The organism is Ruegeria sp. B1 (genome assembly GCF_056535885.1).
In genome coordinates, this window is record NZ_JBQFJA010000001.1 from 2,066,145 (window position 1) to 2,090,238 (window position 24,094).

Here is a 24,094-nt window from a genome sequence, read left to right on the forward strand (position 1 = left end):
CTACCGCGGCATCGCAACCATCTGTGGGGTAGAGCCGGTCAGGATGGCCTTTGCGTCCGGTCTAAGCAGATTGGACAAGACGCTGTCGCTGCTGCGCAGCCCTCCGGTGTAGGCCCCATAGGCCGGTAGGATGAGACGATGTTGGTCCAGCAGGAACGCCGGGCGCGTTATGGATCGTCCCCGGGCACGTATGCATACCTTTGGATGAAAGTGACCGGATACCTCGCCTTGACCACAGGCTTCAGCGATATGCCGAAAGACCAACGATCCGCAGATCCATTCCGACAGATGCGTGCCGCCCAGTTCGATCGGTCCGGGATCATGGTTGCCTTCGATCCAAATCCAGCGACGTCCCGCCTGCAATGCCGCAATGCGAAGTTTCTCGGAACGGTCCAGAGAAAAAGATGCTTCCAGGTCATCGAAACTGTCGCCCAGGCAGATGACTGTTTCGGCATCTGTTCTGTCCAAATCCGCTGCCAGACGGTCCAGCGTTTCCCGACTGTCGTAAGGTGGCAGCACAGGGCCGCCCCGACGGGCCATGCGTTCGGACTTTCCCAGATGCAGGTCTGATACGCATAGCGTCTTCCTGTCCGACCACCAGAGCGCCCCGGACGGCAAGGCGCATAGGCGCTGACCTGAAAAGGAAAACTTACACGCGTTCATGAAACGTTCTTTGCCTGTTTTGTGCCCGCGCGCAAGAGGGTCAATTCGGGTCCAGACCCGCCGTCTGCAAAAGCCGCGCGCTTTCTTGTGCCAAAAGGCGTTCCTCGGCCGCGCCTTTGACGGGCACCTTGCCGACCTCGAGGAACAGGGGCGCGGCCAGCGGGGACACACGATCCAGGCGGACCAGATCAATCCGGTCGCCTATGCGAGCCACCATGGCTTCGATCCGTCCAAAGTCGACCAGACCGCGCATTGCTTCTTCCCGTGTGATCTGCATCAACAGGTGATCGGGGTCGTACTTGAGCAGCGTGTCATACAGGATGTCTGACGAGAACGTTGCCTGCCGTCCGGATTTTCGTTGCCCACCGGTGTTGCGTTCTATCAGCCCCGCAATCGTCGCCGATGCGCGAAACGTACGCTTCATCACCGCGTTTCCTGCAAGCCAGGTGTCCAACCCCTGGCGTAGTGCGTTCAGTTGAAACAAGGGGCGGGGATCGGTGACCGCATCCAAGCCCCAGATCAGCGTCGCATAGTCTGTGGCCACAAAACCCAGCGGCGCCTGATCGGTTTCCTCCATCCGTTTGGTGAGCAACAGGCCAAGCGTTTGCTGCGCGTTCCGTCCGGCAAACCCATAAACACACAAGTGCTCGCGCCCGTCATCGGGGAAACTCTCGATCAGCAGCCGGTCGCGTTGGGGCAGGCGCGAGATCTCCCGCTGCAACGCCAGCCACTCGGCGGTGTGGCGCGGCAATTGAGGCCAGTTATCCTGCGCAAACATTCGCAATATGCGGTCGCTCAACTGGGTCGATGTGGCAAATTTCGTGCCCATGAAGGTTGCGATTTTGGGCTTCTTGTCGGCCTGCCGACTGACCTCGACCACCATGTCCCGTAGGCCTTCGTAGCGGACAATCTGCCCGCCAATCAGAAACGTGTCCCCGGGCGTAAGCGACGCTGCGAACTCTTCTTCAACTTCACCCAAAGGTTTGCCGCCGCGATTGCGTCTCAGCCGTACTTTTAGCGTGTCGGTATCCTGAATAGTGCCCAAGTTCATCCGAATGCGCTGGGCCGCACGAGGATCTCGCAACTGCCACAAACCGTCGGATCGTTGCTGCAGACGCTGCCAGCGGTCATAGGCGCGCAGGGCGTAGCCACCATTTGCGCAGAATTCCAGACAGGCGTCGAACTCGGAGCGTCCGAGATGCGAATATGGTCCCGCAGAGGTCATCTCGGTGTACAAGGCATCTGCATCGAACGGTGTGGCGGCTGCCGCGATCAGGATATGTTGGCACAGTACGTCCCTTGGACCTGATCCGCGCGGATCGCCGTCCAGATCATGGGCCCTGGCAGCTTCGAGCGCAGCGACGCATTCGACCACTTCAAACCGGTTTGCCGGGACCAGCAAGGCCTTGGACGGCGCGTTGTAGCGGTGGTTTGCGCGTCCGATCCTCTGCACCAGCCGTTTCACATTCTTGGGCGCTCCGATCTGGATCACCAGATCCACATCGCCCCAATCTATACCGAGATCCAGGCTGCCGGTGCAGACAATGGCACGCAGGTCGCCGCGCACCATGGCGGCCTCGACCCGGTCCCGCTGCTGCCGGTCCAGACTGCCGTGGTGAATTCCAATCGGCAGACCCTCGTCGTTGGCCAGCCATAGATTGTGAAAGAAAATCTCAGCCTGCGCCCGGGTGTTGTGAAAGATCAGGGTTGTCTTGTGTCGCCGGATTTGCTCCAGCACCGCAGGGATCGCGTAGGCCGCACCGCCACCGGACCACGGAGGCATTTCCTCGGTCTCCAACATCGCGATATCCGGATCCGGGCCCGGATCGGCCTGAATGATTTGGCAAGGATCAGGGTGTCGGGCCAGAAACTGTGCAATCGCGCCTGGGTTTTCGACCGTCGCGGACAGACCCACACGGCGCAGGTCAGGACATAAAGTTTGTAAGCGGGCCACGGCCAGCATCAACTGGTCGCCACGCTTGCTTTCGGCCAGCGCGTGGATTTCATCTACGATCACGCGTTGCAGCCCTTGAAACATGCGTGGTGCGTCCTCGTACGACGTCAATAACGCAAGGCTTTCGGGGGTGGTTAACAGGATATGCGGCGGGTCTGCGCGTTGGCGTTTCTTTTGCGTGGCCGAGGTGTCGCCTGTCCGATCCTCGATACGGATGGGCAGCCCGATCTCCTCCACAGGTGTGCGCAAGTTACGTTTGATATCGGCGGCAAGGGCCTTGAGCGGAGAGACATAGATCGTGTGCAGGCCCGTGTGGGTCCCATCGGCTAGCTCGGCCAGGGATGGCAGAAAACCAGCCATGGTTTTGCCCCCGCCCGTGGGCGCGATCAGCAGGGTCGCCGGGTCCTGCGCCCGGCGGAACATATCCTGCTGATGAGGGTGGATGGACCAGCCTTTAGCGGAAAACCACTTTCTGATCCGGGCGGGAATCTGCGTCATGGACGCAGACTAACCGTCCCGTTACCGGAATGGCACGGCGTTATTTGACGATTTTCTCGTCTTTCACAAACATGTTGGCCCATGCACGGTCGACCAGTTCGGGACTCATTTGATAGGGAATCCCCTCAAACTCGCAGATCGAGATCATCTGATCGATCAGGAATATCGGCTGATAGTTCGCGTAGATGTTGTCGATGGTTGGGTATTTGACCTTCAGCAGGTGAACCAGCGCCGACTCGTCAAGCGGCATACCGCGTTTGCGGGCCACCATTGCGAAGATTTTCAGGAAGTTTTCCTGGTTCGGCCCGTCGATCTTGATCTTGAAGAAGATCCGGCGCAGGGCGGCCTGGTCGAAGATTTCGTTGGGGTGGAAGTTGGTCGAAAAGATGACCAGAGTGTCAAACGGCACCTCGAATTTTTCACCTGACTGCAGGCCGAGAATGTCCTTGTTTTCCTCAAGCGGAACGATCCAGCGGTTGATCAGCGCCTGTGGGGGTTCAGCTTGACGGCCAAGGTCATCGACGATGAAGATGCCGCCGGTCGACTTCAACTGCAGCGGGGCCTGATAGGTTCGTGCCGTGGGGTTATAGACCAAATCCAGCATGCTGAGCGACAATTCACCGCCCGTCACAACCGTCGGGCGTTCGCACTGCACATATCGTGTGTCAAAACGTTTTTTGCGGCGCAAGCTGTTCGGGTCGTCCGCTTCCTGCTCGATCGCGTTGTGCACAATTGGGTCGTACACCGTAATGACCTGTCCGGCATACTCAATGGCGCGCGGCACATAGACATTGTCACCCAGGGCATCGCGAATTCCGTTGGAAATCGAGGATTTACCGTTGCCGGGCGGGCCATACATCAGAACCGAGCGACCAGCGCTAACTGCCGGACCAAGCTGATCCAGCAGGCTGTCGGGCAAGACCAGATGGCCCATGGCTCCGGTCAACTGGTCGCGCGTGACCTGAATATTGCGGATCGATTGACGTTTGACCTGTTCGCGGTAGACATCCAGCGGCACCGGCATGGCGCCGAAGTATTCAGACTGACTCAGGGCGTCTAAGGCCCGCGCCTTACCGGCATCGGTCAGCTGATACCCCATTTCGTTGCCGCTGTTGGCGTTCAGTGTTCCGGTTGCCTCAAGCAGTTTTTGCTCGCGCGCGATGTCGATCAGCTCCTGGGTCACAGATCCGGGAAGGCAAATGGCGGCGGCAACTTCTGAGACGGTGTCAACATTCTTGCGAAAGACGGTCTTCAGCAGAATATCCCGCATCATCACCAGTGGCAGTTGCATCTCGCCCAAGCCCTTTGGGGCAGGGGGCGCCATAACGGTTGAGGTTTGCATATTCATGGGCGATGCTCGTCTGTCAATTTGCCACATCAAATGCCCGGTTCAGGGCGACTTGCGGGAAATCTGGCGCAGCTTTGTGGCGGCACCATGGCGGGGACAAGGCGTGCAGATGATAGTTTACGAACCGTAAACAGTACCCAATATCAAATACATGGCCAGCGCACCGGCTAGGGCCAGGCCCATCGGGAACTGCTTGCCGCGGTCCCAGCTGTCCCAATGCGGCGCGATGGTGCGTAATCTGGTGTGTTTTGCCAGCCGATGCGTTGCCACTGCGCCCAACACACAGGCGGTCAGAATCGCACCCAAAAGCAATAAATCCCCAAACCACACGAATGGAGAGGCTGCGGCCAGAAACTTTGCGTCCCCCGCACCCATGGCACCAGCCGCGTTCAGCACCATGCCGATCAGTAGAACGATGACAATATGCAGCAACTGCCAGACATAGATCGGCAAGGCGACCGCAAACGGTCCAAGGTTTCCTGCGACCGCTCCGGAGGACCAGGGCGGAAAAACAAGTAAGCCTACGACGACATAGACAATTACGAGCGCAAGGACCGCATGGTTCTTGATCAACATGTCACGCATGTCCGTGAATGCGACATAAAAACAAATCGGCAACACGAATGGCAGAAACCAGATCGCCGCAACCGCAGGGATTTCCATGGGTCAGGTTTCCTCAAGAGCGCGAAGTGACCGAACGGCTTCGTCAAAATGCTGCGGATGGGTTGCAATCGCTTCGCGGAACAGGTTTTTGGCGGTCGCCAAATCGCCTTGTTTTACGGCTGAAATCGCCATCGTGTTCAGCAAACGCGCGCGCTCGACCTGGGTCATTGGAACAACCGGCATGCTGTAGTTGCCCTGTGCGGAGCGGGCCAGAACCAGATTGTTTTTTGCCGTGAACAGCGATCTGTCCTGACGGATCGCATCGGTAAACAGCCGCTCGGCTTCGGCATACTCACCGCGTGTAAGCTTGGAGTAGCCCCAGTTGTTCATAACACCGCCCGGGCGCGTCGTCAGTCCAATGGCGGTTTCATAAAAGTGGTCGGCGCGTTTCCAGTCTTTTCGTGAATCCGCGACCAGCGCCTCAAGTCGGTAGCGTTTGAATGTCTCAAATGTCGGTGGAACCGAATCCAGCACAGTCTTTGCCTCGGACCAGTTGCCGTTCCGGACCAGGGCGTCGGCATACTCGATCTTGTCGGCATTGTTTGCGCCTTTCATCGAATTTACGCGTTTCCAAGCCGTAGACGCTTCGGTCGTGCGTTTTGCCCGGCCCAGAGAAATCGCCAATCCACGCTGCAGGTCGATCCGGTCGGGGTTCTTGCTGACGGCCCCCAGGAAATAGGTTACCGCTTCGTTGGGATCGGCGGCGTTCAGGAGAACGTCGTTCAGGTTGGTTTCGTCAATGACGTTCACCTCCTGAAAGGTGCGTTCAACCTTTTCCTCTTCGCTTTCCTTGGCGCAGGCCGCCAGAACCAGCCCGCTCAGAATGATAGACGGAATCAAGAATTGCTGGCGCATTTTTGCGTCCTTTACTGCTCTTGCCTCGTTTACTGGATTTTACGCAGCGCGAATTGCCCGTCGCCAAGCTGCTCCAGCTCATATTCTTGTTCTTGGGGCGTATTATTAACAGGATTTTCCATTTTTGCGAGTGCTAACCGCAGATTGTCGCGGATTGCGTCACTTTCGCCATTGTCGAGCGCAAAGGCGCGCTGAAAGACTTGGGCCGCCTCGGGGTACTCCTGTTGCTCCATCAAAAGGACGCCAAGATTGTTCCACGCAACCGGCCAATCGGGGTCATCTTCGACAGCGCGGCGCAGCAGGGTTTCTGCTTGGCCCAGGCGCTTCAGTCCCAGATTGGCCGTGCCCATCGACGTTAGAATTTGAGTTGTCATGCCTTGATCCAGGGCGGCGCGGGTGAATGTGCTCAGGGCCAGTTCATACTCACCCGCGGCCATCAGCCGGTTTCCTACGGTGATATAGTCCTCTGACTCACCCTTGGGGTCAATTCCCGGCGCGTCGACAGAGCCCGATAGCCCCCCGTCAGTGCACGAAGCCACCATGGCAAATACCATGGTGGCTTGAAAAAACCGGCGAAGCCCCTCAAAGGCACACCTGTTTGTTGCTTGCATCAGAGGATCACCTGCTTCCGAACTCCGAAATGACATTTGCAGAGGGTCCGACCAGAATAACAAGCAGCGGCGGAACCGTTAGCATCATTGTGGCAAGTGTCATCTTGGTTGGCAACTTGTTCGCCGCCTCTTCGGCGCGCATGACCCGTTTGTCGCGCATCTCACCGGCATAAACCCTAAGAGCTTCGGCAATCGATGTACCAAAAGTGGCCGATTGGATCATGACGGTCACAAACGAGTTCACATCCTGAACTCCGCACCGCGTCCCGAAATCGCGTAGAACCGTGTTCTTGTCCTTCCCGGCCTTCATTTCATAAGCGACGATCTCGAATTCAAGTGCGATGTCCGGGTATGACGCCTTCATTTCTCTAGCGACACGCACAATGGCCTGATCCAGGGATTGGCCCGCCTCGACGCAGACCAGCATCAAATCCAGCGTATCCGGAAAGCCTGAAGTAATCGCTTCCTTGCGTTCTTCGACTCTGCGCGTGATCCAATACTTGGGCAGCCAGTACCCTATAGCGCCGGGCAACAGAACACGAATGAGGATCTGCTGTGTCGTGAACTCTTCGCCGCCGGCAAAAACGGTGACCAACATAACGCCGATGACGATTCCGATAATGCCAAGGGCAAACTGTGCAAAATGAAAGAAACGTACTGAGTCTTTGGATTGATACCCGGCCTGACGCAGCTTGAGCTGCATTGCCGATAACTCTTCTTGATCTTTCGGTTCAAGAAACGTCGCAAATTTCTCAAGTTGTTCGTTTCGCCCCGCATTCCGAAGCTGTTCCTTTTTGGCCTTTTTCTGGTTCTTCGGCGTTGCATGAGAGCGCTGAAGCTTTTTTAGCGGGTCCTCGGGTTGGTTCAGCATCAGCGAAACAGCCACAATCACCATGACCATCCCAAGGACACCCACAACAATCAGGGGGCCGAACTCGCCCAGGTGCTGCGTCAACATGTCATTGATTTGTGTAAGGAATTCCATCAGCGCACCCTCACACCTTGATATTGGTGATGATCTTCATGACGATCAGGTTCAGCGTCAGCATGATGCCGACAAAGAAACACATCGGAATGAACCAGGGATGATCCAGAACATCATCGTAATACCCGGGGTCCTTAACAAGTATGAAGGCCAAACAGGCGAGAGGGAACCCTGACAAGAACTTGCCGGACCATTGGGCCTCTGCGGTGATCGCCTTGACGCGCCGGAACAATCTGAAACGCGCTCGGATAACCTGAGCCAGCCCAGCCAGAATCTCGGCGAGGTTACCGCCGGATTGCTGCTGGATGCCGACGGCAACAGCAAGAAAGCGCATGTCCTGCATGTCCAGTCGCTCAGCCATGTCCTTGAGCGCCTCACCAACATCGCGGCCATAGGCACATTCATCCGCAATTACGCCAAACTCTGTTCCCAAAGGATCCTGTACCTCATTTGCGACAACCTGAACCGTCGACACAAACGGGTTACCCACGCGCAGGGACCGGACCATCAACTCCACGGCCTCTGGCAATTGCTCTTCGATCATGCCCATGCGCTTTTTGGCCTTGTGGTTGACCCAAGCGTAAACGCCACCAACCCCGATTGCGACAGAGAGTGCAGCCCGAAGAAGTGTGTCCGTCGCGGTGCCGATGCTCAGCCCCATAAAGGCAACGACTGAGACGAGCCCCATGATCATGATCAACTGCCTGGGCGAGAAGGCGATCGCCGCTTTCTGCGCTTTGTCCGCCAGCAAGGAATACAGAGGGATGCTCTGCGAATTCATATGCTGCTGCATTTCCTTGCGCAGCTGTTCCAAAACCTGTTCGCGCCCGACGCCCTTGTCGAGCATGTCAAGGCGCCGGTTCACCCTGCTGTTCAGGCTGATGGATTTTCCGAAGGCGACCAGATAAATGCCCTCGACCAGGGCTAGGACCCCCACGAAAATGGCGACATAGATAAGCGCTTCGACCGGCAGTTGCATATCCGTATCTCCTACATAGTCGTTGGGTCGTAGATGGACGCCGGCAGGTCAAAGCCCCACAGGCGGAACCGCTCGGAGTAGTGGCTGCGCACGCCGGTGGCGGTGAAATGGCCAATAATCTTATTGTCCGGAGTCAGACCAACACGTTGAAATCGAAAGATTTCCTGCATTGAAATCACATCACCTTCCATACCGGTGATTTCTGTAATCGAGGTCATGCGGCGTGAGCCGTCCTGCAAACGGCTGGCCTGAACCAGCAGATTCACAGCCGACGAAATCTGGCTGCGCACCGCCTTGATCGGCATTTCGATCCCGGCCATCGCGATCATGTTTTCCAGACGTGAGATCCCGTCTCGGGCCGAGTTGGCGTGGATCGTGGTCATTGACCCGTCGTGGCCGGTGTTCATCGCCTGCAACATGTCGATCACCTCGGCACCACGCGTCTCGCCCACAATGATGCGGTCAGGACGCATCCGCAGCGCGTTTTTCAGACAGTCCCGGGGCTGACCTCGCCTTTGCCTTCCACGTTGGGTGGGCGGCTTTCCATCCGGCCCACATGGGTCTGCTGCAATTGAAGTTCCGCTGTGTCCTCGATGGTCAGGATACGTTCGGCGTCGTCAATAAAGCTGGAGAGCGCGTTCAGAGTGGTTGTTTTACCGGAACCGGTACCGCCCGACACGATAATATTCAGACGGGTGGACACCGCAGCCTGCAAGTAGGCGGCCATTTCTTCGGTAAAGGCGCCGAAGTTGACCAAATCGTCAATGCCGAGCTTGTCTTTTTTGAACTTACGAATGGACACCAGCGACCCATCGACCGCAATCGGCGGCACCATCGCGTTGAAACGCGAGCCATCTGCCAGGCGTGCGTCGACATAAGGGTTGGATTCATCGACTCGCCGGCCCACAGCGGACACGATCTTATCGATGATCCGCATCAGGTGCTTTTCGTCCTTGAACGTGATGTCGCTGAGTTCCAGTTTGCCCTCGCGCTCTACAAAGATCTGTTGCGGGCCGTTCACCAGGATATCGTTGACGCTTTCGTCCCGCAGAAGGGTTTCCAGCGGACCAAGGCCGGTCACCTCGTCATACAGCTCTTTGTTAAGCTGGGACCGGTCTTCACGGTTCAGGACGATATTCTTTGTTTCCAGGACCTCGCTGGCAATTGCGCTGATCTCTGCGCGCAGTTCGGCCTCTTCCGCGTTTTCCAAAGCGCCCAGGTTCAGGTTCTCCAGCAACTCGCGATGGAGCTCGATCTTGATCTCACCCAGGCGCTCCTTGCGCTTGCGGTCGCGGTCCGTACCCGCAACGTCCGCACTTTTTTCTTCTGGGGTTTGCGCGCGACGGCATTGGCGGCAGGCGCAGCTGCTGCGGCTTCGGCTGGTGCGGGTGCATTGGCCGGTGTTTGAACCGGCTGTGCATCGGACTGCTTCTTATATCTTGAAAACACGGTGTTCCCCCCTCGGGACTACGTTACGCAGCTTCGGCGTTGCTGCTGCCCAAGCTGTGAAGCGATTTGGCTAGTTTCGCGATCTCACGTCGCAGCGGGTTCTTGGCCGCTGCGTTGGCCAGCGGCAATCCATGGTCACCGCTTTGCATCACCGGCTTACCGCCATCCGGGAGTTGGAGGTCGATTGAAATACCCAGGCTCTCACCCATGCGTTTGACACGGCTCTTGCCGTTCAGGTCGGTGAATTTGGGTGCTCGGTTCAGGGCGAATCGCAGTTTGTTGAATGGCAGTTCTTCGGCCTGAAGAGCACGCTTGAGCCGCAACGCATTCTGGGCCGAGCGCATGTCCAGCTCAATCATTGCAAAATACACATGTGCAGCCTGCAAAACTGTTTCCGACCAATGAACAAGCGTTTTGGGCATGTCCACGACCACGTAGTCAAAGTGCTTGCGAGCGGTGTCGATCACACGCTGAATGTCCTCGGGCGTGATCAAATCCAGTGGAACCATGTCTGACGGTGCCGTGAGAACCTGCATTTTTTCTTCAAAGGTTTGAAGAGCTTGCGAGAAAACATCGTCGTCCATTGATGCCGTGTCCGACAGCATCTCGAATACTGTTTCGCGCCGCGGCAGATCCAGATAGGTCGACACGGTGCCATATTGCAGGTCCAGGTCGATCAGACACACCGAGGGCGCTTCCTTGTCGGACACACAGGCAAGCTCCCACGCGAGATTCACCGCCATGGTCGTAGACCCGACACCACCTGCTAGTCCGTGGACCACGAACATCGCGCCTTCTTTCGATCCTCCCGTTGCCAGAGGCACGGGGGCGGCTTGGGGTGCAACGGTTGCGTCGGGCTGGTTTATCCGTTCGACGGCTTCCTGCAACTCGCCTTCCGGAAGTGGGTAAGGCACAAACTCGTCGGCGCCTTTGCGCAGCAATTGATGCAGCGAGGCAGGCGTTACATCTTCAGCAATCAGGATGACTTTGATTTTCTTGGCCTTCGCCTGACCGATGATCTCACCCATCAGCGACAGGCTGTCTTCGTCTTCGCCATCGATGGCCAGCGCGACGAATTGCAGCGAATCAGCTTCAGGCTGGCTGAAAAACGCAAGGGCTTCGGCGAATCCTAAATCACCCCAACGCTCTCCAAGCACGGCCTCCATATCCTCGATCAACAGATCGAAGTTTTGGACATCTCGACTGATTGTGCAGGCGAGGATAGCAGTCTGGTCATCTTGCGGCGTCGCGCTGGTCATAAACACAATCCTCGTCGTAAGGGGCCTGGCAACTCATGCGAACGACGAACGTCCGCGCAGATTTGCTGTTGCCCCTATGCGGCCAATTCAGGCCACAGGTCACCCTATTGTTTACAATGTGGCTTGAAAGTTGGGCGAGATTTTGGCGCAAAAGAACCAATTGTAGGGAAATGGGCGACGATATCGCCCATTCCACGTTTATTATTCAGAGGTGTCGGTTGCCGAAACCTCTTGGATTGCGCTCTTGGTCGTCGCGCTTTCGACATACTCGCGATACACGATCTCAGCGTATTTCCCGTCGAGGGTCTGGGGGTTTCTATCAACGAAACCGGCGACTTCGGTCACCGTACGGCGGTTACGGCGGTCCCGATTGGGCGTCGCGACTAGTGGCCGGGTTTTACCGAAGGAAACAACAGCTTCGAGGCGGGAGCGCGAGATTCCCTGTTGCGAGAAAAATGCAACCACCGCTTGCGCGCGCCGCAATCCAAGGCTCTGGTTGTAGCTTGCGGAACCGACCGCGTCTGTGTGTCCATATACGCGGAATCTTGCCTCAGGGAACTGTTTGATCCAGTCGGCTTGCTGCAAGAGTATCGTTTGGGCGGATGCATCCAACTGAGAACTGTTGAATGCAAAGTTTATCTGGCTCGGCACTTCTGCGGCGAAACGTCGGCTCAGAATGTCTGCATATGTTAACTCACCGCTCATGACCTGAGCATTGTTCAGAGTTGCATTCCCGAACGTACCTTGATCGATTTCGTAACCGGCCTCTCGCGTACAAGCCGTGACTGCGACTGACAGACCCAGTGTGATGATGATCCACTTTTGCATTGGTCCTATCCTCCCAATCAATCCAGGACGTAGCCGTAAGAACTGCCAAAGTCTTGCTTGGCAACTTCGGAGGCTCCACCGGCGCCGACACGTTCGGTCCGGGCGACGCGGCCGTTTACGAACAAGTCAAACTCGCTGGGCGGTTTGACGCGATCCGTTGGCAATGCCAGCGCCTCGCCACGTGTCGGCGACACCAGATGCGCCGTGATAATGATGATAAGCTCGCTTTGCTCTCGCTGATATTGCGCGCTACGAAACAGGGCGCCAATCACCGGGACATCACCCAGCCACGGAACCTGATTGCTCAGGTCGGTGAAGTCATCTTCGATCAACCCGGCAATTGCAAAGCTCTCGCCATCCCGCAACTCAACGGTTGTTTTGGTTTGGCGGGTAATAAAGCTTGGAACCGAGTCACCGTTGATTGTGAAGTCCGAACTGGTATCAATACTGGAGACAGCGGTGCCCAGTTCGAGGTTGATTAGATCTCCATCCACAACGCGCGGAATGAAGTCTATTTCAACACCAAAGGCCTTGTATTCGATGGCAACCACGCCGTCATCCTGCGGGACGGGAATAGGAACTTCGCCACCTGCCAGAAACGACGCTTCCTGCCCGGAGAGGGCCGAGAGGTTCGGTTCTGCCAAGCTGCGTGCGAGCCCTTTGGCTTCAAGGGCTTCCAGCAGCAGGCGCACCTGCGTTGATCCCGCGCCAAAGCCGAATAGAATTGCGCCGGTGTTGGATTGTACGGTTGGAATATTGTTTGCAAGCGCATTGTTCAGTGCGAATTGGTTGTTCAACGTGTTAAAACCAGCCGTTACATCACCGCCACCAAAGCCAAGTGAGGCAGACAGGTTCTTGGCCACTGAACGATTCATCTCGGCAAAGCGAACTTTCAGCATGACCTGTTGAACGCCACCCACCGACAGCAGGTTTGAGACACGTTCCGGAGCGTAGCGCTCCGCTAACTCCAGCGCGCGCGCCAGCTTTGCAGCGCTGGACACAGTCCCGGACAAAACGATGCCATCATTCGCGGTGCGCACTTCGACGGTCTCATTGGGAAGAATTTGCCGTAGGCGTTCTTTGAATTCTGTAACGTCCGGTGCAACACGAACGCGGACGTTCGCAAGCAGATTGCCTGCGCCGTCAAACAGTGTCAGCGTCGTTAACCCCGGCTCTTTACCCAGAACATAGATTGTTCGATCCGAAAGCGATGAGATATCCGCGATGCCTGCGTTGGCAATGCTGAGTTCAGCAAACGGCTGTTCACTTTCCACAACGATCGCGCGGTTTACGGGAACCTCCAGTGTTTCCACCGTGCCCTTTTTCACCACGCGCAGAGTTTCCGCCCAGGCGGCATCGCCGACCAAGCCAATAACAAGCAACAACCCCAGCAGGGTTGCGCTGATCCAGGAACGTCTTGTCATGTGACCTGCCTCTCCGATCACGCCTCGTTTTTTGGGTCTTATGCCCTATGTGATAATAGACTGCGCGAATTCCGAATTTATTGCAATAATCAATGGTTTCCGGAATTTTCCTTATGTGGATAATAAGCAACAATCAAAACGGAATGAGCCGCACCTGTGGCGCGGCCCAACACCTGTAACGCTCTGAATTGACATCAGTTTGTGCAGGGAATCTCGGTTGTCACAATCTCACCACCACGACGTGTGCGGATCGTGCAGACGGGTTCCGGGGCCTGAACCGGCGCCGGGGCGGCCTCTTCGATGCCCAGCAGTGTTTTCTGGTCGATTTCGATTGCGGCGGATGCGACGGTGTCGTCATTTACGCCTACAAGTGCAAGGGACAACCGACCGGTGTTTTGTGCCTGGGCCAGCGCTAGGACCTGTTCTGGTGTGACTGCCACGGTGACCGTACGCGCGATTGTCGTGCCGGTGACATCACTGCCTGCAATCTGGTCGACGGCAATCAACTTAATATTGGTTTGAATCAAACGTGTTATTTCACCGTCGGCCCCTTCGGCGGCCCCTCTGCGCGTGCCGGTCCAGTAGACATCGACATCGTCACCCGGTCGCAGGAAACCGGATACACCCGTCGCCACATCCACGCTGATCGCATAAGCGCGCATACCTTTTTCCAGACGCGACGTCAAACCGGCCGCCTCTCCGGGTTCGGTCACTTTGACAAGCATTATCGCCTCGTCCTTTTCCATTGCACGCAGAATATAGCGGTCCCTGTCCCCCGTTTCTGGAAAAAGTACGGTCATGTCTGTGAAGCTGCCTTCGGGGATGGTGTTCTCGGGCCAATCGACGACCCGCACATCTTCCGTGGTCAGTTTCTCTCCATACCGAAGCGTACGGGTAGACACGATGACGCCTACCGTGGGCACAACCTCCACACTGGCATTTGCCAATGCCTCCTGAGCGGCCTGCCGTTCACGTGCCAGTTCAGCTTGATATGCCGAGATATAGTTGCGTGCCATATAGACCGCACCGCCAGCCAACGCGATCCCAACGAGAAGGACAAGTCCAAAAACTGCTCGCATCTAGTACCTCTTTGTTTTCAGTGGTCGACCGCTCTGGCGACCAATGCATACTGATGAAACAGCGTACCTTTTAGAAGAAAATTGTGTCGAAAAGTTGGACAAACATCACTTTTTGTGAGTGGCTGATGTTCTTTTGGCAACGCGGCTCTAGCCAACTTAGGAGACTGTTGTCGGAAACAGAAATGCTATTTTCGGAAAGGCTGGTGATAGCTGCTAACGGAAAGCCTCCCAATACTTTAGGAGCCCAGTGATATAGAGAGCAGAATTTAGTTGTTGCTGCGAAACGGTCAGCTACCGCCACCAGCTGTACCGGCCGATGTTAGGCCGCCGAGTGCACCGGCGCTTGTTCCAGTGCTAACCGTTGAGCTGCTCATTGCTGAGTTCACATTGCCACCCATCCCGACGGCGCCGGTTTGAATAGCGAAGAATAGAAGAACACCTAGGCCGATGATCAAAGCGGTCAAAACGACCCAGTCCACCGTGACTGCTCCGTTTTCGGAGTTTCGGAAGGTTTTTAAAAATCTAATCATCTTGAGCCTTTTCATCAGACTACCGTCAAGCAAACTCCGACGGGAAATTCGAGTTCGCGCGCCATTTCACAGCGCCATGGCTAATATTTCTGCCGGATACGGGTGGCGGGAATTGGGCAAAACATTGATTTATATGCGGTGTTTTCGACTTGGCGTGAACAATTCATACTACCGAAGGATGTTTGTGTTTGCCTGACATTTTCGGGCAATACGTTTGGCGGTATAGTTTAGAGTCGGCTCTTGCACTCTCCAAGACAAGTGCTCCTCCGACGCCAAGCCACTTCAGTGTGCTAGAGTTGGGCGGCAATCCAAAAAAAAGCCGCGCCGGTTTCCGGCGCGACCTTTTCATTAAAGAAGAATCTGGCTCTGGCTTAGCTACCGTTGGTGCCTGCAGCAGTGATACCGCCCGCGGTGCCGTTGGTGTCACCAGTGCTGATGGTTGCACCCGACAGAGCCGTGTTCACGTCGGTCGCCAGACCAACTGCACCGCCGGAAATCTGAGTGTAGGCCACTGTGCCCAGGCCGATGACTGCTGCGGTCAGAACAACCCAGTCAACTGTAACCGCACCGTCTTCATCTTTGCGGAAGTTCTTGATGAACTTGATCATGTTACGTCCCTCCTAAAGGATCTAAAAAAGTCTGTTAAACCTCGGCGTCTTACAGAGCTTTCTCTCTCAGTCCGCTCCCGACCGTCTCGGTATGGCATTATGTTTGCCCTTTGCGCGTGGCAGGAATTGGGCCAAAGGGTAATTTTTTTCCCTTGGGCTTAACTTTTTCGGAAGATTTTTCACAACCATCTGAAAGTAAAGCAAAAAAATGACATTTTGGTTAATGCCGGGTGGTTAAGCGATGCATATTTGCGCCAAATGAGGCGAAATCGCCCCATTTCGCTTTGTTTTTCTGGCCTTGCGGGAAGATTCGGGGTTCAAATCGCCTAAAACGAATACATGAGGCAGGCAAAATGAATCTCCGGGTCGCAACAGGATGCGCCGGTGTGTTGGCGTTTCTCCTAGCGGGAATCGCGCCAGCCGCCGCGACCGAGGTTGAACCGCGTGGTGTTTATAAACGGATCAAAGCACCAAAGCCGGGTGAGCGCCCACGCGTGACCGTACAAATCTCACCCGAGGAACATGCAGCCAAACCCTCGGCGCCCAGTACCGGCAAGAACCTGATCGTTCCGGAAATCATCGCCCGAACGAAAGTGCCGCCGCCAGAGATTCCACTTCCGACCCAGAAAGGGGCGATAAAGGGGTCCTACAAGGCGTTTTGGGACAGGATATCGCCGGAGCTGGCTCAAGCGAGTTCCGGACGGCTGGACGCTGCAATCAACGCGCTGTCGGCCACCAGCGTCGCTGCGCCAAGGCTTCAGACCCTGCAAAACATTGCGCAACGACAAGGCGTGGACATCCTGCGCTCAACCGTCGATACCAATGTCTCACCCGCTTTGGTTCTTGCGGTAATCGCGGTGGAGTCCGCCGGGCGCGTGGACGCGGTTAGTTCCGCAGGCGCGCAAGGCCTTATGCAATTGATGCCGGCCACGGCAGAACGTTTTGGCGTTCAGGACAGCCTGCAACCGGCGCAGAACATTGCCGGGGGCGTAAAGTACCTCAACTGGTTGATGGAAGAGTTCGGGCGCGATCCGATTCTGGTTCTGGCCGGATATAATGCAGGCGAGGGGGCCGTGCGCAAACACAGCGGCGTGCCGCCTTACGCAGAAACCCGGGACTATGTGCCCAAGGTCCTCGCAGCGTTTCAAATCGCGCGCGCATTGTGCGCGACCCCACCCGACTTGATATCGGATGGATGCGTGTTTCAGACCATGAACTGAATAGGACCCGCCAATATCTGGCGGATCCATTTGTTTGAAAAAGCGCTCAGTTGACGATTTTTGCTTCGGTTGCGGTTCGAATTTCATCCTCGGTGACGCCTTCGGCAATCTCGATGATCTTCAATCCACCTTCGACCACATCCAGCACGCCCAGATTGGTGATGATACGATCCACCACCTGCTTACCAGTCAGTGGCAGGGTGCACTTTTTCAGAAGCTTGGATTTGCCGTGCTTGTTGGTGTGATCCATCACAACGATCACGCGGCCAACGCCGGCAACCAAATCCATGGCACCGCCCATGCCTTTGACAAGCACGCCGGGAATCATCCAGTTGGCCAGATCGCCTTCCTCATCGACTTCCATGGCGCCCAGAACAGCAGCGGCGATCTTGCCGCCCCGGATCATGGCAAATGAGGTTGCACTGTCAAAGTAGGCGGTACGCGACAATTCGGTGATCGTCTGCTTGCCCGCATTGATCAGGTCTGGGTCTTCTTCACCCTCATAAGGGAACGGGCCCATGCCCAGCATGCCGTTCTCGGATTGCAGGGTGATGTCCTTGTCGCCTACATAGTTCGCCACCAGCGTCGGAATGCCGATGCCGAGGTTCACATACATGCCGTCTTCCAGTTCTTGCGCCGCGCGGGCGGCCATCTGATTGCGGTCCCAGGGCATTATGCGTCCTCCTTCTTGCGGGTGGTGCGCTGTTCAATGCGCTTTTCATGCTCGCCCTGAATAAGGCGGTGTACGTAGATACCCGGCAGGTGGATCGCGTCCGGGTCCAGCGATCCTCGGGGAACAATTTCCTCGACTTCGGCCACGCAGATTTTGCCGCAGGTCGCAGCGGGTACGTTGAAGTTGCGCGCGGTTTTGCGGAATATCAGGTTGCCCGTGTCATCGGCTTTCCATGCTTTGACAAGGGCCAAATCGGCAAACAGGCCCTCTTCCATGATATAGGTCTCGCCCTTGAATTCTTTGTGCTCTTTGCCTTCGGCAATCACGGTCCCCACGCCGGTCTTGGTGTAAAAGCCTGGAATGCCAGCACCTCCGGCCCGCATCCGTTCGGCCAGCGTGCCCTGAGGGTTAAATTCCAGTTCTAACTCGCCAGCCAGGTACTGACGCATGAATTCCGCGTTTTCACCAACGTATGAACTGATCATCTTTTTGACCTGCTTGGTCTGGAGCAGGATACCGATCCCGAAATCGTCCACGCCGGCGTTGTTAGACGCAAAGGTCAGGTCTTGTGTGCCGGCATCCTTGATCGCGTCCAGCAGCAGTTCCGGAATACCGCACAGGCCGAACCCGCCGGCTGCGATGAACATGCCGTCATGCAGCAGCCCATCAAGCGCCTCGGCGGCATTGGCATACACTTTTTCATGGAAAACTCCCCCAATGACATGGTGATTGGCCGGTTGTGCCGACACGCCACCGGGAAGTCAACGAATCCAAGGGAGAGTAGTATTTCTACCTATGCAGCCGAGCGTTTCAGATACTGGCAACTAGCTAGCGGCCTTCTTGGTCGCAGCTTTCTTCTTGGGGGCGGCTTTCTTTCTGGTGCCTTTCTTGGCGGCCTTTTCGTTGGCCAGTGCAACGGCCATTTCCAGCGTCACATCCTCGGGGTTGATGTCCTTGGGCAGCGTCGCATTGACTTTTTCCCATTTCACATAAGGGCCATACCGTCCGTCCAGAACCTGTATCGCACCTCCATCCGGATGGTTCCCCAGCGCCTTCAAGGGCTTGGCCGTTGCCTGACCGCGCCGCCCCGGATTGGCACGCTTTTCAGCAAGCAACTCGACGGCCCGGTTCATGCCGATCTCGAATACGTCGTTGGGATCCTTCAGGTTGGCATAAACCGGTTTGGCCTCATCGGGCAGCTGATGCATCAGATAGGGACCAAAGCGTCCAAAGTTGGATGTGATCAGACCCCCCTCGGGGTGCTCACCAATCTGGCGCGGCAGGCTGAGCAGGGTCAAGGCCTTGTCCAGATCCATATCGTCCTTGCTCCAACCACGCGGCAACGAGGCGCGCGGCGGTTTCTTGTTCTCGGGTGTCGGCTCCCCACGTTGAAGGTAGGGGCCAAAACGTCCTGATTTCAGCCAGATTTCGTCGCCCCCATCCTCACCCAACAAGCGTTCATCGCCTTCTGCGCCCTCACCGGCAATCGGCCTGGTGTAGGTGCATTCGGGATAGTTCCCACAACCTACAAACCCGCCGGTACGCGACGTTTTCAGGTGGAGCCGTCCAACACCACATTTCGGGCAGATGCGCGGATCTGATCCATCCTCGCGCGGCGGGTAAAGCTGTGGCGCCAGCGCAGCATCCAATTTGTCTAGTACCTCGGAGATGCGCAGCTCGGACGTTTCACCGATCGCCGCCGAGAAATCGCGCCAGAATTTACCCAACAGGTCCTTATAGTCGCGATCACCTGCGCTGACGTCATCCAGTTCTTCTTCCAGATTGGCAGTGAACTCATAGCCCACGTATTGGCGGAAGAAGTTCAGTAGAAAAATCGTGACGATCCGCCCCTTCTCTTCGGGGATCAGGCGGTTTTTGTCTTTGCGTACATATTCGCGGTCTTGAATCGTCGTGACGATTGATGCGTAGGTGGATGGCCGTCCGATCCCAAGCTCTTCCATTCGCTTGACCAGAGTTGCCTCGGTATAGCGCGGCGGCGGCTGGGTGTGATGTTGCAGGGCGAGGACCGCTTCGTTCTCGGACAGAATGGCCTCTTTGGCGATTTTGTCACCGCCCGATGCGTTACTCCCGGTCGCCTTGGCAAACTGATCGTTCAGCGAGACTTTGGAAAACGGCGCCGGATCACCCTGTGTGATCTGTGGCAGGCGCTTGTCGTCTTCATCGACGACATCGTCACGACCTTCTTCGTAGACGCGCATGAAGCCGTCAAACATCACCACCTGTCCGGTGGCGCGCAGGCCGGCCTGCCCGTCATCGCTGCCAATCTCCACCGTGGTGCGTTCCAGCCGGGCGGCGGCCATCTGGCAGGCGATGGTGCGCTTCCAGATCAAATCATAGAGCTTGCGCTGATCCTCATCCGTTACCTTCAGGGCCTTGGCATCCCGCGTCATGTCCGTCGGGCGGATACACTCATGCGCCTCTTGCGCATTCTTGGCCTTGTTCTTGTACATGCGCGGGCTGTCGGGCACGTATTGCGGCCCGTACCGGTCGGCAATCGCGTCGCGCGTGGCCGCCACGGCTTCGGGGGCCATGTCGATGCCGTCTGTTCGCATATAGGTAATGTATCCGGCCTCATAAAGCCGCTGAGCCACCTGCATGGCGTGGCGCGCACCCATACCGAACTTGCGGCTAGCCTCTTGCTGCAGGGTCGAGGTCATGAATGGCGCACTTGGATTGCGGGCCGCAGGCTTTGCTTCGACCGAGGTGACGCGGAGCCCACGGCTTGTGATCGCCTGAACGGCGAGTTCGGCCTGCGTCGCATTGGCCAGATCGTGCTTGTCGAGTTTCTTTCCGGCAAGGGTGACCAGCCGCGCCTCATAGCTCTGGCCGCGCGGTGTTTCGAGCAAGGCCTTGACGGACCAGTATTCCACCGGCTTGAAGGCCTCGATTTCCATTTCACGTTCGACGATCAGGCGCAGGCAGACCGATTGCACACGCCCCGCCGATTTCGCGCCGGGCAGCTTGCGCCACAACACCGGCGACAGGTTAAAGCCCACCAGATAGTCCAGAGCGCGGCGCGCCAGATAGGCCTCGACCAAAGGCATATCCACTTCACGCGGATTCTGCATCGCCTCGGTCACCGCTTCTTTGGTGATCGCATTGAACGTGACCCGGCTGACCGGCGTATCCTTCTTGATCGAGCGCCGCTTGGTCAGCGCCTCTTGCAGGTGCCAGCTGATCGCTTCGCCTTCGCGGTCGGGGTCGGTGGCGAGGATCAACGCGTTGTCCTCTTTCAGAGCTTCCGCAATCGCTTTGACATGTTTGCGGCTGTCGTTTCCGACCTCCCACGTCATCGAAAACTCGTGGTCTGGGTCGACAGATCCGTCCTTGGGCGGCAGGTCCCGCACATGGCCATATGAGGCCAAAACAGTGTAGTCCGGTCCAAGATACTTATTGATCGTTTTTGCTTTGGCCGGAGATTCTACAACAACTACGGGCATTTAGGGGAAATCCTCGCTCGACGGGCTTTGCGCTGTGTATGGCGCTGCAAAATGTGTGCGGCAAGACGCAATTGTCAATGCGTTCCTTTTTCCCAGCGTATTTGTGCACAATTCTGGGACGCATCTATGAAAATCGCCTGGGCGAATCCCCCGATTTAAGCGATCAGATGTTATGGTCCGGAATCAGGCCGATAGGGACAATAACCCACCCGGTTGCCTTTGAATTTTACCGTCAAGTTCCAGGTCCACAAGAACGGGGCCGATTTCCCCCGCTGTCGCGGCCACATCCCGTATCAATTGGTCTTCGGCCACCGGAGACGGGCCGAGGCGGTTCAGGATTTCCTGATGCAAGGCGACAGTTGATGCAACCCCGGGCGCGCGATTCTGATCAGGTTGCGTCATGTCGTCCATCTCGCACAGGGTCAACTGTTGTGGCGGCAGCGCCTCAATCACGTCTTCTGCCGAGCGAACCAGGGTTGCGCCATCACGGATCAGCAGATTGCATCCGGCCGCCCGCGCATCGAACGGGTGGCCGGGAACGGCCAGAACTTCGCGACCCTGATCCAATGCATCCCGTGCTGTGATCAGGCTGCCGGATTTTGCGGCGGCCTCGACGACGATGACGGCGCGTGCAAGGCCCGAGATGATCCTGTTGCGCCGTGGAAAGTGGCGCGCCTGCGGGGTGACTCCCATCGGCTGTTCCGACAGGCGCAGCCCCGTCTCGGCGATATTACGGGCGAGGTCCGTGTTTTCCACCGGGTAGATCACTTCGACGCCGCCGGCCATAACCGCCACAGTGCCGGTTTCGAGTGCCGCGAGATGCGCTGATGTGTCGATGCCTCGCGCCAAGCCGGACACAATAACAAACCCCTTTTCGCCCAATTCCCGGGCCAGCCCCTTGACATTCTTGCCCCCAGGGAGCTGCAGTTCCGCGCGCCGACAATGGCAAGTATTGGTCGGTTCAAAACGGTTGTGTCGCCGATGGCCCAAAGCAATGGCGGGGCATCTGTCAGATTTGTAAGCTCGCTAGGAAAGTCGGCGGCCCCAAGGCACAAAAGCCGCGCCTTTGCGGCTTTTGCGGCCTTGAGTTCCGCCTCGATGACGCCGGGCGGGCATATTTCATACCCTTCTATTCCGGCAGCGCGTGCCATTTCCGGCAGCGCGGCCAGCGCGTTCTGCGCTGAACCATGTTCCCGCAACAGGCGCCGGAATGTTGCCGGGCCAACCTTGCGTGAACGCAACAGACGGAGCCAGGAAAACCGGTCCTCTTCCGTGGTGGGTGGGAGTGGGGGGTGATTGGAAGAAAGCTGCTCTTCAGTCATCCGATGCTCCGCCTGATTGCAGAACTGGTTTACGGGAGTGTGGGTTAACAGCCTGTGAATCTCACAAAATTATACGTATTTTTCTCAGTTATGTAGAAGATGAACGGTTCAAATATTTGAAGTTAAAAAATAAAATAACAGATCGTAAAGTCCGGGGCCGCTCGCACTCAGGATCAAACAACACCTGCGCGACGTGTCACGTTAACCCAGATTCTCAAACTGGCGGTGTTTTGGCGACTCAGGCGGCCGAGCCGCCAACTGTCAATCCGTCCATCAAAACCGTCGGCTGACCCACGCCCACCGGCACCCACTGCCCGTCCTTGCCGCAGGTGCCCATGCCGGGATCCAGGGCCATGTCATTGCCCAGCCCACGAATGCGTTTGAGCGCCGATGGGCCATCTCCGATCAGTGTTGCGCCTTTTACAGGCGCGCCGATTTTGCCGTTCTCAACCCGATAGGCCTCGGTGCAGGAGAACACGAACTTGCCGTTTGTGATGTCGACTTGCCCGCCACCGAAACCAACGGCCCAGATGCCGTCTTTGATGTCTGCGACCAGAGCAGCTGGATCAGAATCACCACCCAACATTACCGTGTTTGTCATGCGCGGCATCGGTTTGTGGGCATAGCTTTGTCGCCGCCCGTTGCCTGTGGGCGAGACACCCATCAGGCGGGCATTCTGGCGGTCCTGCATATATTTTGTCAGAATGCCATCCTCGATCAGGACCGTCCGCGAACTGGGTGTCCCTTCATCATCAACCGTAATGGACCCGCGCCGATCAGAAATGGTGCCGTCGTCCACAACCGTGACACCTTTGGATGCAATCTGCTGGCCCATCAGGCCTGCAAAAGCAGAACTGCCCTTTCTATTGAAATCCCCTTCAAGCCCATGCCCAATCGCCTCGTGCAGAAGGATACCGGGCCAGCCGGGACCAAGGGCCACTTCCATTACCCCGGCCGGCGCGGAAACAGCGTCCAGGTTGACCAGCGCAATCCGCAACGCTTCGCGCGCCTTGTCCTGCCAGTCCGTAGGGTCGATCAATCCGTCCAGCCCCACACGACCGCCACCTCCGGCCGAGCCGCTTTCTCGGCGACCGTTCTGTTCGACAATCACGGAAACGTTCAGCCGCGTCATTGGTCGCACATCGCGTACCAGCACACCGTCCGGGCGCAGGATTTCCACCTCTTGCACCGAGGCCGCGATGGTGGCGCTGACTTGAACAACACGTGGGTCAAGGTCCCGGGAAAAGGCATCAATCTCGCGCAGGGTTTCGACCTTGACCGGGAAGCTGGCGGATTCGATGGGGTCTTCGTCTGTATACAGACGGGTGTTGGTGGCCTGCGGCGGGTCTGCAAGTGTTCCACCGCCGTCACCTACAGCCAGACGGGTTGTTTCCGCCGCGCGTTTCAGCGCGGGAATCGACACATCCGTTGAATGCGCATATCCGGCAACCTCACCCTGAACCGCGCGCAGACCAAACCCTTCGGAGGCATCGTAGGATGCGGTGCGCAGGCGCCCGTCATCAAAGACCAGCGACTCGGATTTTCGCCGCTCCACAAACAGCTCTCCATCCTCGGCCCCGTCTGTCGCAGAGCGCAAGACAGCCAATGCCTCATCGTGCGGAAGAGCGCTTTCAAAAGGGCGAAAAGGGGCTTGAGACATGAATTGCGGCCTTTCGGGTTTGATC

The 24,094-nt window shown here is 57.0% G+C and carries 19 protein-coding genes and 2 pseudogenes; 1 reads left to right on the plus strand and 20 read right to left on the minus strand.

Annotation, left to right across the window (positions count from 1 at the left end; translation table 11 throughout):
• From pdeM to ACR3ES_RS10230, 14 genes and pseudogenes are all read right to left on the minus strand, one after another.
• Complete coding sequence (gene pdeM, locus ACR3ES_RS10165) at positions 1–663, minus strand: ligase-associated DNA damage response endonuclease PdeM (RefSeq protein ID WP_170432015.1); 663 nt, start codon at positions 661–663, stop codon at positions 1–3.
• A gap of 40 nt (positions 664–703) precedes the next feature.
• The gene (locus ACR3ES_RS10170) at positions 704–3,115 is read right to left on the minus strand and encodes a ligase-associated DNA damage response DEXH box helicase (protein WP_170432018.1); all 2,412 of its coding nucleotides are present in this window, start codon (positions 3,113–3,115) and stop codon (positions 704–706) included.
• Positions 3,116–3,155: 40 nt separating this feature from the next.
• On the minus strand, positions 3,156–4,463 hold the full coding sequence (locus ACR3ES_RS10175; RefSeq protein WP_170432021.1) for an ATPase: 1,308 nt from the start codon (positions 4,461–4,463) through the stop codon (positions 3,156–3,158).
• A gap of 117 nt (positions 4,464–4,580) precedes the next feature.
• On the minus strand, positions 4,581–5,126 hold the full coding sequence (locus ACR3ES_RS10180; protein ID WP_170432024.1) for a prepilin peptidase: 546 nt from the start codon (positions 5,124–5,126) through the stop codon (positions 4,581–4,583).
• Between the two features lie 3 nt (positions 5,127–5,129).
• Positions 5,130–5,981: a tetratricopeptide repeat protein gene (locus ACR3ES_RS10185; RefSeq protein ID WP_170432027.1), complete on the minus strand. Its 852-nt coding sequence runs from the start codon at positions 5,979–5,981 to the stop codon at positions 5,130–5,132.
• A gap of 29 nt (positions 5,982–6,010) precedes the next feature.
• The gene (locus ACR3ES_RS10190; RefSeq protein ID WP_480425298.1) at positions 6,011–6,592 is read right to left on the minus strand and encodes a tetratricopeptide repeat protein; all 582 of its coding nucleotides are present in this window, start codon (positions 6,590–6,592) and stop codon (positions 6,011–6,013) included.
• A 7-nt stretch (positions 6,593–6,599) separates the two neighbouring features.
• On the minus strand, positions 6,600–7,577 hold the full coding sequence (locus tag ACR3ES_RS10195; RefSeq protein WP_170432030.1) for a type II secretion system F family protein: 978 nt from the start codon (positions 7,575–7,577) through the stop codon (positions 6,600–6,602).
• Positions 7,578–7,587: 10 nt separating this feature from the next.
• A complete protein-coding gene (locus ACR3ES_RS10200; RefSeq protein WP_170432033.1) occupies positions 7,588–8,556 on the minus strand; it encodes a type II secretion system F family protein in 969 nt (322 codons plus the stop codon).
• 11 nt (positions 8,557–8,567) lie between these two features.
• A pseudogene (locus ACR3ES_RS10205) lies at positions 8,568–10,005 on the minus strand (TadA family conjugal transfer-associated ATPase).
• Positions 10,006–10,028: 23 nt separating this feature from the next.
• Positions 10,029–11,264, minus strand: coding sequence for an AAA family ATPase (locus tag ACR3ES_RS10210; RefSeq protein WP_170432039.1), 1,236 nt, complete (start codon positions 11,262–11,264; stop codon positions 10,029–10,031).
• 201 nt (positions 11,265–11,465) lie between these two features.
• A complete protein-coding gene (locus ACR3ES_RS10215) occupies positions 11,466–12,092 on the minus strand; it encodes an OmpA family protein (protein WP_170432042.1) in 627 nt (208 codons plus the stop codon).
• Between the two features lie 17 nt (positions 12,093–12,109).
• Complete coding sequence (locus ACR3ES_RS10220) at positions 12,110–13,516, minus strand: type II and III secretion system protein family protein (protein ID WP_170432045.1); 1,407 nt, start codon at positions 13,514–13,516, stop codon at positions 12,110–12,112.
• Positions 13,517–13,710: 194 nt separating this feature from the next.
• On the minus strand, positions 13,711–14,595 hold the full coding sequence (gene cpaB / locus ACR3ES_RS10225; protein ID WP_170432048.1) for a Flp pilus assembly protein CpaB: 885 nt from the start codon (positions 14,593–14,595) through the stop codon (positions 13,711–13,713).
• A gap of 901 nt (positions 14,596–15,496) precedes the next feature.
• Positions 15,497–15,733 (minus strand): hypothetical protein, encoded by a 237-nt coding sequence (locus ACR3ES_RS10230; protein ID WP_170432051.1) that lies wholly within the window; start codon positions 15,731–15,733, stop codon positions 15,497–15,499.
• Between the two features lie 353 nt (positions 15,734–16,086).
• Here ACR3ES_RS10230 and ACR3ES_RS10235 point away from each other — a divergent pair, with 353 nt between their 5' ends.
• Positions 16,087–16,953, plus strand: coding sequence for a lytic transglycosylase domain-containing protein (locus ACR3ES_RS10235; RefSeq protein ID WP_170432054.1), 867 nt, complete (start codon positions 16,087–16,089; stop codon positions 16,951–16,953).
• Positions 16,954–16,999: 46 nt separating this feature from the next.
• Here ACR3ES_RS10235 and ACR3ES_RS10240 read toward each other — a convergent pair whose 3' ends face one another.
• From ACR3ES_RS10240 to tldD, 6 genes and pseudogenes are all read right to left on the minus strand, one after another.
• Positions 17,000–17,626 (minus strand): CoA transferase subunit B, encoded by a 627-nt coding sequence (locus ACR3ES_RS10240; RefSeq protein WP_170432057.1) that lies wholly within the window; start codon positions 17,624–17,626, stop codon positions 17,000–17,002.
• A complete protein-coding gene (locus ACR3ES_RS10245; RefSeq protein ID WP_480634769.1) occupies positions 17,626–18,345 on the minus strand; it encodes a CoA transferase subunit A in 720 nt (239 codons plus the stop codon). The genes ACR3ES_RS10240 and ACR3ES_RS10245 overlap by 1 nt, the downstream gene beginning before the upstream one ends.
• Positions 18,346–18,450: 105 nt before the next feature.
• Positions 18,451–21,087, minus strand: a complete 2,637-nt coding sequence (gene topA / locus ACR3ES_RS10250; RefSeq protein ID WP_170432063.1) for a type I DNA topoisomerase — start codon at positions 21,085–21,087, stop codon at positions 18,451–18,453.
• 183 nt (positions 21,088–21,270) lie between these two features.
• Positions 21,271–21,498 carry a DprA-like winged helix domain-containing protein gene (locus ACR3ES_RS10255; RefSeq protein ID WP_480634770.1) on the minus strand — a complete coding sequence of 76 codons (228 nt, stop codon included), beginning with the start codon at positions 21,496–21,498 and terminating at the stop codon, positions 21,271–21,273.
• Between the two features lie 87 nt (positions 21,499–21,585).
• Positions 21,586–22,409 (minus strand): annotated as a pseudogene (gene dprA / locus ACR3ES_RS10260) (DNA-processing protein DprA); the annotation flags it as partial.
• Positions 22,410–22,647: 238 nt separating this feature from the next.
• Positions 22,648–24,069 carry a metalloprotease TldD gene (tldD, locus tag ACR3ES_RS10265; RefSeq protein ID WP_170432069.1) on the minus strand — a complete coding sequence of 474 codons (1,422 nt, stop codon included), beginning with the start codon at positions 24,067–24,069 and terminating at the stop codon, positions 22,648–22,650.
• Positions 24,070–24,094: the final 25 nt, after the last annotated feature.